Consider the following 14,677-nt stretch of genomic DNA (forward strand, 5'->3'; position numbering starts at 1 on the left):
ATATGATGAAATTTTGCGTCTTAGAAACTGTAGTTAAAAGTCTATTATTTGCTATGTAAAAAAACCGAACTATATGTGAAATTCAACATCACATTGGTTCGGTTTACTGTAAGTATTCTTTTATACAAAAAGTATAAGCATTTAATTTTTCGGTCTAATCCTGAGGGGATTCAGCTCAAGCTTTTTTCCGCAAGAGACACCGTACTCCAATGCATGCCATTGTAAATATGTTCATCATTGAAGGAAGAATATTTTATTCTGTTCTAGTCTCAACCATTTGGTCAATATTCATTTCTAGAAGAACTGGACAGTGGTCACTTCCTGCTATTGCATGATGGATGTCTACTTTTTTTATAGATTCCTCAAGCCTTTTAGAGATAATAAAGTAGTCAATGCGCCAGCCAATATTTCTTTCCCTTACTTTGTTCATATATGACCACCATGTATAACGATCTGTTGCTTCAGGGTAAACAGAGCGGAATGAATCGACAAAGCCGCTGTTTAATAGTCTCGTCATTCGGCCTCTTTCTTCTTCTGTAAAACCAGAGTTCCCTATGTTGGCTTTAGGGTTTTTTAAATCGATTGATTGGTGTGCGACATTCAAGTCACCACAGTAAATGACAGGTTTCTTTTCATCTAACTCTTTTAAGTAAGCACGCAGTTCATCTTCCCATAGCAGCCTATACTCCAAACGAGCCAGATCCCGCTTCGAATTCGGTGTATATACATTTACTAAGTAGAAGTTTTCATATTCCAATGTAATAATTCGGCCTTCGTCTTGTGTGTCTGCATCGCCAACACCATAACTGACTGATAAAGGTTCATGTTTAGTAAAAATGGCTGTTCCTGAATACCCTTTTTTCTCCGCATCATTCCAAAATTGATAATACCCAGGCAAATCGATCTCTACTTGCCCAGTTTGGCATTTTGTTTCCTGGATGCAGAAAAAATCTGGTTCTTCCTGATGAAAATAGTCAAGAAACCCTTTCTTCAAGCATGCGCGAATACCATTGACGTTCCATGATACAAATTTCATCCTATAAAACTCCTTCAAAAAATATAGATTTTGGAAGAATACAATATTCCTCACTAGAAAAGACATTTCCCCTGTTTATTTCATGCTAACCCATCTATAAAAATAGACGCCCTCCATGGTATAACGGAAGGCGTCTTCTTAACATTATATCTAGTCTTATTTTACATCCTCGCCGACAATTTTAACTTCTGTTTCAAGATCTATGTTGAATTTCTCTTTTACAGTACGCTGAACCATACGGATTGTCTCAATATAATCCGTTGCTGTCGCATTGCCTTTATTGATGATAAAGCCGGCATGTTTTGTGGATACTTCTGCTCCACCCACACCTTTACCTTGCAAGCCACTATCTTGAATTAGCTTGCCTGCAAAATGACCTGGGGGGCGTTTGAATACACTGCCTGCTGAAGGAAATTCAAGAGGCTGCTTCGACTCTCGCTTGTATGTTAAATCAGCAATCGTTTCATCAATAGTTGCTTGGTCGCCTTTCTTCAATTCAAAAATGGAAGAAAGCGCGTAATAACCCTTCTTCGCAATAATGCTTTGGCGATAGCCGAGTTCTAACTGTTCCTTTGTCAGGTTTAATATATCGCCACTTGGCGTCATGACCTTGCAGCTGACGATTACATCATTAATTTCACCGCCATATGCACCTGCATTCATTGCCATCGCTCCACCTACTGAGCCTGGAATACCGCAAGAAAATTCAAGGCCACTCAATGATTGCGCGGCAGCTGCTCTTGATACATCGATGATCAGTGCTCCAGCTTGAGCATACACGGTCGTCCCTTCAATACGGATTTCATCCAATTTAGAGAGGTTTAGAACAATTCCACGAAGGCCTCCGTCACGGATGACCATGTTTGATCCATTTCCTAATAGAAATAGAGGTACGTCATGCTGGTGGGCATACTTGACAACTTCTGCCGCTTCTTCTTCAGTGGAAGGCATAACAAGCAAATCTGCATTGCCGCCTAGCTTTGTCATTGTGTATTTATTAAGTGGTTCATCTATTTTGATATCATCGGGATTTACAATCGTTTTTAAATCATTCATCCATTGTTCTTTCATCTCCGAAAGTCCATTCCCTTCATACTTATTCATAACTAAGTATGAATAACGAAGGCCCATTTTACAAGTAATATTCTTTGGCTAAAGCAACCGGAACATGGGTTGAAACTTTCTCTAGGTCTATTCGTATAATAAATTGAAATACATATTATAGGATTATTGTAAGGGGTGGCAGGAATGATATTAGAAGAACAAGGATTTAGCTTATTTACGATTGTACCGATTATCGTTGGCATTGGTTTTGTGATTGTAATCGGTATTTTAATTATCAGTGCAGCAAAGGGGCTAAACACGTGGACAACGAATAATAACTCACCTATCCTCACTGTTCCTGCTGCAATCGTAGCCAAACGCACCGAAGTAAGCGGTGGAGGACAGGATTCAAGGGCCAGCACAAGCTACTATGCAACATTTGAATTAGAAAACGGAGAACGAGTTGAATTGCGGGTGAGCGGCAAAGTATATGGTTCTTTTGTTGAAGGAGATAATGGGACACTGACATATCAGGGAACGCGCTATCATCAATTTGAACGAAAACTATAATTTGGCCCTAACTATTTCAATAATAAGTAAAGCACCCCCAAAGCTAGAGTTATCTCTAACATAGGAGGTGCTTTTTATTGTTCTATTTCTAACTTGTTGCTTACGCTTTAACAGCCATTTCAACTAAACGATTAGCTGCTGCTTTAACTTCTTCTAAACCGTCAGCGATGATTTCTTGTGCTTTAGCAGGCATTGCATTATGACCTTCGATAACAACTTCTTCGATAATGTCCATACCGAAAACGCCGCCAAATACATTACGCATATAGTTAACAGCCATTTCCATAGATGCCATTTCTGGAGTAGAATAAATGCCACCACGTGCGTTTAGCAAGATAGCTTTTTTCTCAGGCATTAGGCTAATCATATTACCTGCTTCATCGTATTTGAATGCAAAACCAGCTGCATATACATAGTCGATGAAAGTTTGTAATTTAGCAGGAATAGTCAAGTTCCATAGAGGGAATGCAAATACGACTACATCAGCAGCTGTAAGTGCGTCCATTGCTTTTTGTTTAGCAGCAAGTGTACGTTGTTGAAGCTCAGACAACTCTTCACCATTTTGCAATTTACCAAAAGCATCTAGTAAATCTTGACCGAAATAAGGAGTATCTTCTTCATATACGTCATATACAGTCACATTTAAATCAGAACCTTTTAAAGTTTCCATAAATGTTTCATACATTTTGCTTGATATAGCTTGATCCGCTGGGCGGTTATTTGCTTTAACAACTAATACGTTTGTCATTAGTCACACACTCTCTTTTCGTGTAATATTATATCTCAAATTCAAGATATTTTAATTTTAATGTAAAACCCATCCGAAGTCAACGAATGGGTTTTCATACTTTTGACTGAAATTTTTAGAAATCACAATGATCGTCTGTGCATATTCCCTGGCCATCTTGCCCCATCATTTTTAATGTAGGACGAAGATTTTCTTCCTCTGCGACTTGTTGAATTGCTTTTTCGAACACTTCATTAGGTTGAGCTCCTGAGATCGCATACTTCCCATTCAACACAAAGAATGGAACCCCTCTTACGCCAATTTGGGCTGCTTCTTGTATATCTCGCAATACGTCGTCAGCGAATGAGCCATTTGCCAAGACTTCCTCTGCGTCCTTGCGTTCGATACCTACTTCTGCGGCCAACTCAACTAATGTATCCGTTAAGCCAATTTCCTTCGCTTCGATAAAATAGGCACGAAGCAAACGCTCGCTCATTTCGGCCCCTAACCCTTTGGTTGCTGCATATTTTGCAAGGCGATGTGCCTTAAATGTATTCGCAGGTTTTAAGTGGTCGTAATCATAATCCAAGCCCAATTCCTTCGCACGGGCAATGATGCCTTGTGATTGAATTTTTGCTTGTTCTACTGTCGTGCCATATTTCTTTGCAACGACTTCATACATGCTTTCATCTGATGTATCTTTCGATTCAGGACTAAGCTGGTAGCCTTTAAAAACAACTTCCACTTGATCCTTAAATCCTGTTTTATTCAATGCATTCTCTAATTCTCGTTTACCTATATAACAAAATGGACATACATAATCTGACCAAACTTCTATTTTCATCATGATCACCTCGCCTCTATTGTATCTATCACTTCATTCAAAAGGCAATTTTATTGCCCGGCCTTTCAATCCATGACAACTAAATGTTTAAACTTCATATGAATAACACAACCTAGGAAAAAACAGGAGATTATACATGTACAAATCACTTTGGCTACAACAACCAACAGAGCATTCAAAAGCTGCACTTGGCGAATCAATCGAAACAGATGTATGTATTATTGGTGGCGGATTAAGTGGCATAATGACTGCCTATCATCTGTCTAAAGCAGGAAAAGACGTAGTATTGCTAGAAGGAGATTCCGTATTGGGAGGTGCAACCGGCCATTCTACCGGGAAACTGACAGCTCAGCACGGTGCCATCTATCAAACACTGATCAAGCAATTCGGAAGTGATGGGGCTTCTCTTTACTATAAACTCAACCAAAATGCTGTTTCTTCGGGATTCGATTTAGTAGGCTCAGATGTCATCCAGCCCTCTACATCTATCCTGTATACACAGGAAGAGTTTAATAGAAAGAAGCTGGAAGACGAATGGGATGCCTATAAACAGTTGAATATTGCTGGCACAATGAATCCGAAGAGTGAAATCCCTTATCCAACGAAATTGTCTGTTTCAATGGCAGAGCAAGCCCAAATCCATCCTGTTCGTTTTGGTCGTGAAATGCTTGCTAAAGCCATGGCTGCAGGAACGAAGGTTTATGAGCATACGCGAGTTCAGCATGTGGATATTCAAAATAAAAAGGCGACAACACATAGCGGACATACGGTTTCATGCAAAGATTTAGTCATTGCATCTCATTACCCCATTGAAGCACTTAGGGGACTGCATTTATTTAAATTAGAAATCAATCGTTCTTATATTATTGCTTTTAAAACACCCGACCCTTATAAAGGGCAATATCTTTCAGTTGATACCGCTGTAAGATCTATACGAACAGCACTGATTGACGGTGAAAATTATTTGTTGCTTGCAGGGCCAAGTCATAAAGCAGGCACTAAATCGGATACGTATAAATATTATGATGAGATTGAAGCAGAGGGACATGACAGATTCGATGCAAAAGATATTCCTTTTAAATGGTCGGCACAGGACCCTGAGACACCTGACTTACTTCCATATGTTGGACAGCTTGGCTCTGGGACTCCACACGTCTGGATTGCGACAGGTTTTAGAAAATGGGGAATCTCCAACTCTCTTGTCGCAGGACAGCTAATTAGCGATGGCATATTAGGTACCCCAAACAAGGGCTTAGATCTTTATTCGCCTAGCCATACAAAGCTAGGCACTGCACTCGCACAAGCTTTAAAAATCGGCAGCCAAGTAGCAGTTGATTTTGTAGGTGGCTATATCACTCGAACTTCTACTCCTCGCTGTACACATATGGGCTGTAAAACCAGATGGAATGAAGCTGATGAAACGTGGGATTGTCCGTGTCATGGATCCCGTTTTTCAAAAGAGGGCTTGGTCATAGAAGGCCCTGCCGTTGACCCGCTTGAATTGTGATAATTGATCTTATAAAAAAGAGCTGACTCTCTTGTTCCAGAGAGTCAGCTCTTTATTTTTAGCCTAATACTTCAGTTAGTGTTGGGACGATTTGTTTTTTACGTGATACAACACCTTTTAATACAATACGGTTGTTTTCTAGCACTGAACGGAATGCAGGAGCAGCTTTATCTGCAACCTTACCAACCGGTACAGCAACAGAGTCATTGTTTAGAATGTCTGTGACTACAAAGAAGAATAAATCTAACTCTTTATCTTGTACTTCTTTTTCTAACAATTTTTCTAACTCTTCTTGGCGATCAAGTACATCGTTGATATCTACTGCGTTTACTTGTGCAATCACAACTTTATGGTCGCCCATTGCGAATTCTTTCGCATCTAATGATAATAAGTCTTCCAATGTTTTATCACTTAGGTCGGCACCTGCTTTCAACATAGCAAGTCCATATTCTTCTGCATTCACATTTGCTTTTTCTGCTAATTCTTTCGCTGCTTGCACATCTTCTTCTGTGCAGGTAGGTGATTTAAATAGCAATGTATCAGAAATGATAGCAGAAAGCATTAAACCTGCGTAGTTTGCAGGAACTTCTACATTTTTTTCTTTAAAGATTTTATTTAAGATGGTTGCTGTACATCCAACTGGCTCAGCACGGTAATACAAAGGATCAGCCGTTTCGAAGTTCGCGATACGGTGGTGATCGATTACTTCAAGTACTTGTACTTCTTCTATATCAGTTACAGATTGTTGGCGCTCATTGTGGTCGACTAAAATGACCTGTTGTACTTCTGGTGTCGCTTTTTCAATCAAGCGGGGTGCATCAAAGCCGAATTTTTCTAGTGCATAAGCCGTTTCATTGTTTAGCTCACCTAAGCGAACAGCTTCAGCATCGACGCCGATTTGTTGTTTTAAATATGCATACACTAATGCAGATGTAATTGTATCTGTATCAGGGTTTTTATGTCCGAATACTAGGACGTTACTCATGTATATATTCCTCCCAAAATGAATTACCGATTCTTTTTTTATTTTATCAAAAAGATAACATATAGTCGCTAGATTCGCACAAAAAAGATGTTCCCTGTCCATAGCCAGGAAAACAGGAACAAGTCATCATCATTTCGCACGATAAACCTTTTCCTTCACTGTATAACGTTCAATCGCAGAATGATTGATTTCATAGCCTATTCCCCGTTCTTTTGAAATGCTAATATAGCCATTTTTCACCGTAATTTCAGGTGTGATGATGTCCTCTTCCCAGTAATGGGCAGAGCCTGCTGTATCTCCTGGCAGCGTAAAATTAGCCAGCGTAGATAAGGCGATAGCGTGTGCCCTTCCGATACCCGCCTCAAGCATACCACCGCACCATACTGCCATCTCATGTTTAGCACACAAATCATGGATACGTTTTGCTTCCGTCAGGCCGCCTACTCGGGCATATTTGATGTTCATCACTTTACAGCTTCCAAGATCAATCGCTGCCTCAGCATCTTCGTATGAAGTGATGCTTTCATCTAGACAGATAGGTGTTTTTAACTGACTTTGAAGCTTCGCATGCTGCACAATATCATTTGCGCCTAGCGGCTGTTCAATCATCAACAAACCATATTGATCTAGTTCTTGAAGCAATGCTAAATCATTAAGCGTATAACATGAATTGGCATCCGCCATTAAAGGGACATCTGGATATTCATTTCTAATCGCATTAAGCAGTGCAATATCCTCGCCTGGTTTAATTTTCACCTTTATACGCTGATAGCCAGCTTCTAAAGCATCCTCAATTTTTTGATAAAGCTGCTGATGTGTAGGCTGTATGCCGATACTCACTCCAACAGCCACCTTTTCTTTTTGACCGCCTAAAGCTGTTGCAAGAGGAATAGATTGCTTCTTAGCATAAAGATCCCATATCGCGGTTTCCAACGTAGCCTTAGCCATGTTGTTACGACGGATACTGCTAAAGATTTCGCTGACCATATCCGGGTGATGAATCTCTTTGCCCATAATAAGCGGTAGTAGAAAATCCTCTAGTACATGCCAGCTCGTTTTCATCGTCTCTTCCGTATACCAAGGCACTTCAAATGCGACGCCTTCTCCATATCCGATAAGACCATCTCGATCCCTTGCTTCAAGAATAAGAAATTGTTTATCCTGCACGCTACCAAAGCTGGTTTTAAAAGGAGATTTCATCCGCATTTTTAATTGGCGGATCTTAACTTGTTCTATATTCAACTTTAAACTCACCTATATTCGTTTCATTATTTGACTGTTGAACCAGTTGCTTTTAAAACTGATCTCGTTAGTATTTCAACTCCAGGCAAAAGCTGGGCATGGTTGAATGTCATATCAGGGTGATGTAGCCCTGGGGATAAACCACACCCTAATCCTAGCATAGTAGCTTTAATATGTGGCCTCAATTTGCTGTAAAAATGGAAGTCTTCCCCTCCTGGTGTAAAGAGGGCAGGCCTTAGTTTTTCTTCACCGACAGACTCTATAATCGCGTGTTTTAGAATCTCTTCCGCTTCCTCATTTACTTTCGCAGCCGCTATATCAGTCAAAACCTTTAACTCAATATTCGCTTCATATAAAGTGCTAACACCTTTAACAATGCGCTGGATATCTTTATATAACTCTTGCATGCCTTCGTTCGTTTGGGCTCTTACATCCACGTTAATGAATGCTTTGCCGGGTATGATATTGCCTGATCTGCCTCCAGCCTGGAAAACCGTCACCTTTGCGGAATAGGGAATCATTGAATCGATACGAATGGATTTTAAAGCTTCTACTAGGCTGCTCCCCACTTCGATTGCGTTCTTACCTAAATGCGGCCTTGCAGCATGAGCTTCAACACCATAAATTTCCGAGGAAATAGTCATGGATGCGCCATGATGGATGGCCGGCGAAAAAGTGCCATCTTCGAGCTCCTGTATAGGACGCAAATGTACACCAAACAAATAATCTACATCATCGATCAATCCCCGTTCCACAAAGGAAAGAGCCCCTTGTCCCTTTTCCTCAGCCGGTTGGAATAAAACACGCAAGGTTCCCTTCCACTCGACTGACAACTTTTTCATAAGAAGTAGCACTCCAATAATCATAGTCATGTGCCCATCATGTCCACATGAATGATTGGCTCGCATTTCCCCGTCTACTTCCTGCCAAAGGGCATCCATATCTGTCCTTAAACCAACAACCGGCTTGCCTTCCCCGATCTCAACATACAGACCCGTACTGTCTTTTAATGTATGGACCTTATAACCTTCTGCTTGCAATAACGATTCAATATATTCTGTTGTGCGGTATTCCTCCCACGCGATTTCCGGAATAGCGTGCAGATGTTGAAATATTCCCTGGAGCTTCGATTCTATTTCCTTTAGCTTTTCTTTCATCATACCCCATCCTTTCTCGTTAAATAGCCTTTCAAGAAATTGAGATCATGCTTGTCAGATTATAAAAATATATCGTGTAAATTCATGAATTTAGATGTATTCGCTTTCAATAATCTATTACTCCTTAAGGAATTGTATTTGCATTTATCAGGATTTATGCCCTGCTGTTACATACGGCAAACCTATCGGAAAGTCTCGAGGGGATTGGGGTTACTCAACCGGCATCGCATGATTACGGTCACTTGGCTCTATTAGCGCCACTCATCTCCCTTTCACATTCACCTGCCCTATTCATACCACTTACCTTCTTAAGCAGAAAAAAGCTTGCTGACCCGCTATTCCTGATCAACAAGCTTTTCCTATTTATGAACTAAAACTTTCTTCTTGTAATTCTCTTTTTCTTTCCAATTTCTTCACGATATATATACTGATCTCATAAAGAAGAACCATCGGTACGAGTACCAACAATTGGCTCATAAAATCAGGCGGTGTTATAAGTGCTGAGAAAACGGCCATAATAACGTAAGACCATTTTCGAATATTCTTCATCGTATCCGATGTTAGAACGCCTATTGTCGATAAAAACATAGCAATAATCGGTAATTCAAACAATAATCCAATTGGGACTGTCGTCATGATGAGATAGCTCATGTACTGAGCTGCTGAGATCATTACGTTGAAATTCGATTCGCCTATGCCTACAAGGAAATGGTAGCTAATTGGGTTAATGACAAAATAGCCGAAAGCCACCCCTAAGAGAAATAACAGAAGCATAACGGGCGAATATAAACCAAGAAAACCTTTTTCGTTTTCTTTTAAACCCGGTTTTATAAATGACCATATAAAGTGCATTAAGAATGGCAATGAAAGTCCTACAGCAACTGTTGTAGAGATGGACATATAAAATTTAACAACTTCAAGAGGCCCTAAGATGACTAAGTCGTGCCCTCTTGTTACATACGGAAGCCATTTGTTGACTGTCGCAAATACAAGAATAAAGAAAAAGAGAAAAACAGCTAACCCTTTGATAAGTTGTTTTCTAAGTTCCGCCAGATGTTCAACAAATGCTTCGCTCGTATCCCTAAAGGAGCTTTCCAATCCCTGCTCCTCTTCGATCTCGAGAGAGGCGGAAGGAGCTGGGGAGACGGGCTCAACAGCCGCAGCCTCTTCGCTTCCTTCGTATTCGCTTTCGTCTAATTTATCCAAAGGGCTAAGTACTTTCTTTTTATTTTCTTCATACGGATCCATACGAACACCCTCTAATTAAATTTCGTTTTTATCCTTTACTTTGACAGTTGTGATCGTTTCCTTTTTAGGTTCTTCATGTTCATCCATTAGGCCTTGAGTAGATTTTTTAAACTCAGAGAAAGTTTTGCCTACTGCAGAACCAATCTCCGGCAATTTTTTTGGACCAAAAACGATAAGTACAATGACTAAAATAATGATTAATCCAGGAATACCAATGGCGCCTATACCCATGATGCATCACTCCTTTTATTTGATTTTTGATTTAGCTTTAGAGAAGGTTATTGGTTAAACCAAAGATCCACCTTTTTTGCTATACTTGATAATCCCTTCAGAACAGCGAAGCGCTAAAGCGCCAACAGTGTCAGTAGGGTTATAACCTGAGTTATTCGGGAATGAACCAGCGCCCACTGCGAATAGATTTTCGCAATCCCAGTGTTGTAAGTAATTATTAACTACCCCATCCTCAGGTGTTTTACTCATTACAGTACCACCTGTGTTATGTGTTGATTGATAAGGGACGATGCTGTAATCCGTTAGATCTGCACGAACTTCTACTTTTTTGGCATCCATTTGTTTTAGAATATCGCCACATTTTTTAGAAATAAAGTGGTGCAGTTTACGGTCTTGATCCGTAAAATTATAGTTTACTTGCAATAAAGGCACGCCATATGCGTCTTTATATTTCGGATCCAATGTTAAGTAGTTTTCTTTATGTGCGATTGAAGCACCTTGTCCACCAACAGACAATGAACGCGTATAGTTTTGGATTGATTCTTTCTTAAACTCAGCTCCCCATGTCGGTGTATCGGCATGCGTTGGGTTGTTCCCAATTGGACGTAAACCAATTTGGGTTAATGCAATATTCGCACCGTGAATAAAACCTAGTTTAGAGTGGTCAAAGTTATCGCCATTAAAGTCATCTAAACATTCACCTAGTGCACCAGCACCCATAAATGTATTAAATTGCTCATCATAAAAACCAGTTGCACCTGGCATAATTTGATAGCAATAATTACGCCCTAAAGTTCCTTTACCTGTATTCGGGTCATACATAGTACCAATTTTAGAGATCATCAGCAATTTAGCATTATTCATCATAAATGCGCTGAGAACAACCACATCTGCTGGTTGAATATATTCTTCTCCTGTTACAGAATCAATATATCTTACGCCTGTTGCTTTATTTCCTTTAGTAAGAACTTCTACAACATTTGAGTTAAAGCGAATTTCATATTTACCCGTTTTTAATGCTGCTGGAATAACACTTACTTCCGGCGTTGCTTTCGCGCCATACTCACAGCCAAAACGTTCGCAGAAACCACAATATTGGCATGCATTAATATTTTGATCATATTGGTTTTTGTACGGTGCAGATAGGTTCGCAGATGGCATCATGTACGGGTGATACCCCATTTTTTTAGTTGCAGTCTCGAACTTTTTCAACAGAGGTGTCTTTTTCATCGGCTTTGTTGGATAATCATCTGATCGTTTGCCACCAAGTGGATTTTTTTCACCGCTAATACCGGCTATTTTTTCAAATTTATCGTAGTATGGCTCTATTTGATCATAATCCATCCCCCAATCTTGCAGGATGTAATCGGATCCTAAGAAATTCTTTCCATACTTTTTATCAGTAATAGATTTAATTTTAAAATCATACGGTAAGAAACGGAATGTTTGTCCATTCCAGTGAGTACCAGCGCCGCCTAGCCCTTCACCCAACAGGAATGAACCTAGTTGGCGCATAGGCAAAGCTTGTTGTTTACGGTTGTTACGGAAGGTAACTGTTTCTTTTGATAAATCTTGCATCAATTCATATCGAATAGCATAACGGTATTCATCGTGGACGTTCGCAAAGTTTTTGGTTCCACGCTCTTTACCTCTTTCCAAGCCAACTACTTTCAATCCTGCTTTTGTACATTCTGCGGCTACAATTCCGCCTGTCCAGCCTACACCGACTGTTACTACATCAACCTTTGGCAATGTTTTCGCCATAATCCATACCCCCTATTAATGCATACCTAAAGATTTTGGTGCAATTTTTTGGAATCCCTCTTTTTCAATCACATTGATATAGGACATTTGATGTCCAGGGAAACCTTTCATCTTCCATCCCTCCATGTTGCGATTGCCTCCATATAGAGGATCGGCATACGCGCCCTCAATGGTTGCTGACCGGAGCAAATTAAAGAAGAATGCGGCAGATACGCCTTTCATCTTCACCTTATCTTTTTGGAATGCCGTTAAAATCACGTCACGCTCTTTATCCGAAATATCAGTAAAACCTTTTTTATAGCGTTTTTGCGCTTCTTGTTCCAGCTTAGAAACGCCTTCAGAGAAAATCTCTGCTCGCGTTAAACGTGTTTGATAGCCTTGCGTTGGGGATCCATCATGGAAAGGTCCTTGCATATATTCTTTCGAATTACTGCCATATTGACCTGCCAGCTGACGGTCAATAAAATAAGGGACGCCAAGATCAATAGCTCCGCCACCTAAATCATCCTTTGGAAAAATACGTTCCGTAGCAGCCGCTAAAACATTAAAATCTGCATCTGTTGTAAAGTACATCTTCCCTTGGCTAGTCTCAGATGTTTTGTTCGAATGTGACTGGTTAGTTTTAGACGGTGCGGCAGTTTTTTTCGAATTGTAGCCGATCAAGCCACCGATTAAACCTCCGCCGATCAAAGTTCCTGTTGCAATACCAGTTGTTTTCAAGAAATCCCGTCTTGAGATATCTTTTTGATTGTCATTGCTCAATTTGTTACCTCCCTTAAATACATAAAATTACATAGCAATTTATTGAATAAAAAATTGCTCTTTAAGGTAATTTGTTCCCTTTTTGTTTCGAATTTAATCTTTCTAAATAAAAATAATACAAAAAAGGACTAGCAACCTATGCTAGTCCCTAAAAATTACTTTTTAATAAATAATTGTTTGCTTTGTTTCCTTTCCGAGTACAATTACAGCTAAGATACCGATTAATATAGCAAGGCAGAAGATAGAGAATATCCAACCAATCGATATGCCTCCTGCCATTAGTGATCCAACAAGCAAAGGTCCAAAGATGCCGCCTAACCTCCCTACCGATGCTGCCATGCCGACACCTGTGCCCCTTATCACGGTCGGATATTGTTCTGGTGTATAAGCATATAGTGCACCCCATGCTCCGAGGTTAAAGAAAGAAAGTAGCATTCCCGAAACCATTAAAAGCCAAGTGCTATCAGCCAGACCAAATGCTAGTGAACTAAATGCCGTGCCTAGCAGGTACACAGAAAGCACCCATTTCCTTCCCCACTTTTCAATCAGCCAAGCAGCTGTAAAATAACCTGGCAATTGAGCTAATGTCATGATTAATACGTACTCAAAACTTTTTATCAGGCTAAACCCTTTTACCACCATAACGCTCGGAAGCCATAAGAAAATACCATAATAGGAGAATACAACCGTAAACCATACGATCCACAGCATGATTGTTTGCTTTGCATAAGGTTTAGACCAAACAGCCGCTAAATTTTGTAGCACGCTTCTTTTCTCTTTTTTCTCCTCATACTGTGGCGAATCTGGCAAACGGAGACGAAGGTAAACTGCGTATAATGCTGGAAGCGCCGTTAACAACAATGCAACACGCCAGCCATAATGCGGAATGACAAAATATGAAATTACCGCTGCAAGTAGCCAGCCTACTGCCCAAAAGCTTTCCAGCAATACGACTACCCTTCCTCTTTCTTTCGCTTCCACACTTTCAGATACCAATGTGGATGCCACTGGGAGTTCTCCTCCTAGTCCCATACCAATCACAAAACGTAATGCCATAAAAATGGCTAGTGAAGAAGCAAATGCAGATATTCCGCTTCCTACTGAAAAAATGATTAATGTCCAAACAAAGACAGACTTACGGCCGACACGATCTGCAAAAATACCAAATACTAACGCTCCTACGGCCATGCCGATCGAGTTAATGCTACCAATCCACCCCATCTGTTCCGAGGTTAACCCCCAATCGCTTGCAAGTGCCGCAATAACGAAAGATAAAATACCTACATCGAGTGCATCAAATAACCATCCTACACCTGCAACGCCCAATAATTTATTGCGCGAAACAACTTGCGCATTTACTGCTTGTTTCATTCTATTCCCATCCCCCATTAAGTGTCTTTACACGTGTAAACATTCATATGTATTTACTATACAACATCAGTAAACATGTGACAATATCTTAAATATTTTACGAAATTTTAGAATATTGATAGGATAGCATTGAAAGCAGGTTCTTTTTTTGATAAAGTGTCTCTTATACATAAACAACTGTATTTTTAG

At 40.0% G+C, this 14,677-nt stretch carries 14 protein-coding genes; 2 read left to right on the top strand and 12 right to left on the bottom strand.

All coding sequences use genetic code 11. The features are described from left to right. Positions 1–253 precede the first annotated feature (253 nt). Both AC6CHJ_RS14700 and murB read right to left on the bottom strand, forming a co-directional pair. On the bottom strand, positions 254–1,036 hold the full coding sequence (locus tag AC6CHJ_RS14700; RefSeq protein WP_392996770.1) for an exodeoxyribonuclease III: 783 nt from the start codon (positions 1,034–1,036) through the stop codon (positions 254–256). A gap of 156 nt (positions 1,037–1,192) precedes the next feature. Further along, positions 1,193–2,107: a UDP-N-acetylmuramate dehydrogenase gene (gene murB, locus AC6CHJ_RS14705; protein WP_147197095.1), complete on the bottom strand. Its 915-nt coding sequence runs from the start codon at positions 2,105–2,107 to the stop codon at positions 1,193–1,195. 177 nt (positions 2,108–2,284) lie between these two features. Here murB and AC6CHJ_RS14710 point away from each other — a divergent pair, with 177 nt between their 5' ends. Continuing rightward, positions 2,285–2,650, top strand: coding sequence for a DUF2500 domain-containing protein (locus AC6CHJ_RS14710; RefSeq protein ID WP_392996768.1), 366 nt, complete (start codon positions 2,285–2,287; stop codon positions 2,648–2,650). Between the two features lie 100 nt (positions 2,651–2,750). On the opposite strand, the gene AC6CHJ_RS14715 is transcribed toward AC6CHJ_RS14710, so the two are convergent. Both AC6CHJ_RS14715 and AC6CHJ_RS14720 read right to left on the bottom strand, forming a co-directional pair. Beyond that, the gene (locus AC6CHJ_RS14715) at positions 2,751–3,398 is read right to left on the bottom strand and encodes an FMN-dependent NADH-azoreductase (protein WP_066790332.1); all 648 of its coding nucleotides are present in this window, start codon (positions 3,396–3,398) and stop codon (positions 2,751–2,753) included. Between the two features lie 115 nt (positions 3,399–3,513). Then, on the bottom strand, positions 3,514–4,221 hold the full coding sequence (locus AC6CHJ_RS14720; RefSeq protein ID WP_147197158.1) for a DsbA family oxidoreductase: 708 nt from the start codon (positions 4,219–4,221) through the stop codon (positions 3,514–3,516). A gap of 136 nt (positions 4,222–4,357) precedes the next feature. Between AC6CHJ_RS14720 and AC6CHJ_RS14725 the strand changes: the two genes are divergently transcribed. Further along, positions 4,358–5,728 (top strand): FAD-dependent oxidoreductase, encoded by a 1,371-nt coding sequence (locus AC6CHJ_RS14725; protein WP_498289125.1) that lies wholly within the window; start codon positions 4,358–4,360, stop codon positions 5,726–5,728. A gap of 58 nt (positions 5,729–5,786) precedes the next feature. On the opposite strand, the gene AC6CHJ_RS14730 is transcribed toward AC6CHJ_RS14725, so the two are convergent. From AC6CHJ_RS14730 to AC6CHJ_RS14765, 8 genes are all read right to left on the bottom strand, one after another. Further along, positions 5,787–6,713, bottom strand: a complete 927-nt coding sequence (locus AC6CHJ_RS14730; protein WP_498289127.1) for a manganese-dependent inorganic pyrophosphatase — start codon at positions 6,711–6,713, stop codon at positions 5,787–5,789. A gap of 129 nt (positions 6,714–6,842) precedes the next feature. Beyond that, positions 6,843–7,955, bottom strand: a complete 1,113-nt coding sequence (menC, locus tag AC6CHJ_RS14735; protein ID WP_498289129.1) for an o-succinylbenzoate synthase — start codon at positions 7,953–7,955, stop codon at positions 6,843–6,845. Between the two features lie 26 nt (positions 7,956–7,981). Beyond that, the gene (locus AC6CHJ_RS14740; RefSeq protein ID WP_498289131.1) at positions 7,982–9,112 is read right to left on the bottom strand and encodes a M20 peptidase aminoacylase family protein; all 1,131 of its coding nucleotides are present in this window, start codon (positions 9,110–9,112) and stop codon (positions 7,982–7,984) included. A 363-nt stretch (positions 9,113–9,475) separates the two neighbouring features. Continuing rightward, positions 9,476–10,360: a twin-arginine translocase subunit TatC gene (gene tatC / locus AC6CHJ_RS14745; RefSeq protein ID WP_147197083.1), complete on the bottom strand. Its 885-nt coding sequence runs from the start codon at positions 10,358–10,360 to the stop codon at positions 9,476–9,478. A 15-nt stretch (positions 10,361–10,375) separates the two neighbouring features. After that, positions 10,376–10,591 (bottom strand): twin-arginine translocase TatA/TatE family subunit, encoded by a 216-nt coding sequence (tatA, locus tag AC6CHJ_RS14750; RefSeq protein ID WP_173668486.1) that lies wholly within the window; start codon positions 10,589–10,591, stop codon positions 10,376–10,378. A gap of 54 nt (positions 10,592–10,645) precedes the next feature. Continuing rightward, complete coding sequence (locus AC6CHJ_RS14755) at positions 10,646–12,355, bottom strand: GMC family oxidoreductase (protein WP_147197081.1); 1,710 nt, start codon at positions 12,353–12,355, stop codon at positions 10,646–10,648. Between the two features lie 15 nt (positions 12,356–12,370). After that, on the bottom strand, positions 12,371–13,117 hold the full coding sequence (locus AC6CHJ_RS14760; protein WP_147197079.1) for a gluconate 2-dehydrogenase subunit 3 family protein: 747 nt from the start codon (positions 13,115–13,117) through the stop codon (positions 12,371–12,373). 162 nt (positions 13,118–13,279) lie between these two features. After that, on the bottom strand, positions 13,280–14,488 hold the full coding sequence (locus AC6CHJ_RS14765; protein ID WP_498289133.1) for an MFS transporter: 1,209 nt from the start codon (positions 14,486–14,488) through the stop codon (positions 13,280–13,282). Positions 14,489–14,677 lie beyond the last annotated feature (189 nt).

It is taken from the genome of Rummeliibacillus sp. GQ308, from assembly GCF_059759115.1.

What these genes read in the sequence shown, in the direction of transcription:
- AC6CHJ_RS14700 (WP_392996770.1), bottom strand. Translation starts at nt 1,036, where the DNA reads ATGAAATTTGTATCATGGAACGTCAATGGTATTCGCGCATGCTTGAAG.
- murB (WP_147197095.1), bottom strand. Translation starts at nt 2,107, where the DNA reads ATGAAAGAACAATGGATGAATGATTTAAAAACGATTGTAAATCCCGAT.
- AC6CHJ_RS14710 (WP_392996768.1), top strand. Translation starts at nt 2,285, where the DNA reads ATGATATTAGAAGAACAAGGATTTAGCTTATTTACGATTGTACCGATT.
- AC6CHJ_RS14715 (WP_066790332.1), bottom strand. Translation starts at nt 3,398, where the DNA reads ATGACAAACGTATTAGTTGTTAAAGCAAATAACCGCCCAGCGGATCAA.
- AC6CHJ_RS14720 (WP_147197158.1), bottom strand. Translation starts at nt 4,221, where the DNA reads ATGAAAATAGAAGTTTGGTCAGATTATGTATGTCCATTTTGTTATATA.
- AC6CHJ_RS14725 (WP_498289125.1), top strand. Translation starts at nt 4,358, where the DNA reads ATGTACAAATCACTTTGGCTACAACAACCAACAGAGCATTCAAAAGCT.
- AC6CHJ_RS14730 (WP_498289127.1), bottom strand. Translation starts at nt 6,713, where the DNA reads ATGAGTAACGTCCTAGTATTCGGACATAAAAACCCTGATACAGATACA.
- AC6CHJ_RS14740 (WP_498289131.1), bottom strand. Translation starts at nt 9,112, where the DNA reads ATGAAAGAAAAGCTAAAGGAAATAGAATCGAAGCTCCAGGGAATATTT.
- tatC (WP_147197083.1), bottom strand. Translation starts at nt 10,360, where the DNA reads ATGGATCCGTATGAAGAAAATAAAAAGAAAGTACTTAGCCCTTTGGAT.
- tatA (WP_173668486.1), bottom strand. Translation starts at nt 10,591, where the DNA reads ATGGGTATAGGCGCCATTGGTATTCCTGGATTAATCATTATTTTAGTC.
- AC6CHJ_RS14755 (WP_147197081.1), bottom strand. Translation starts at nt 12,355, where the DNA reads ATGGCGAAAACATTGCCAAAGGTTGATGTAGTAACAGTCGGTGTAGGC.
- AC6CHJ_RS14765 (WP_498289133.1), bottom strand. Translation starts at nt 14,488, where the DNA reads ATGAAACAAGCAGTAAATGCGCAAGTTGTTTCGCGCAATAAATTATTG.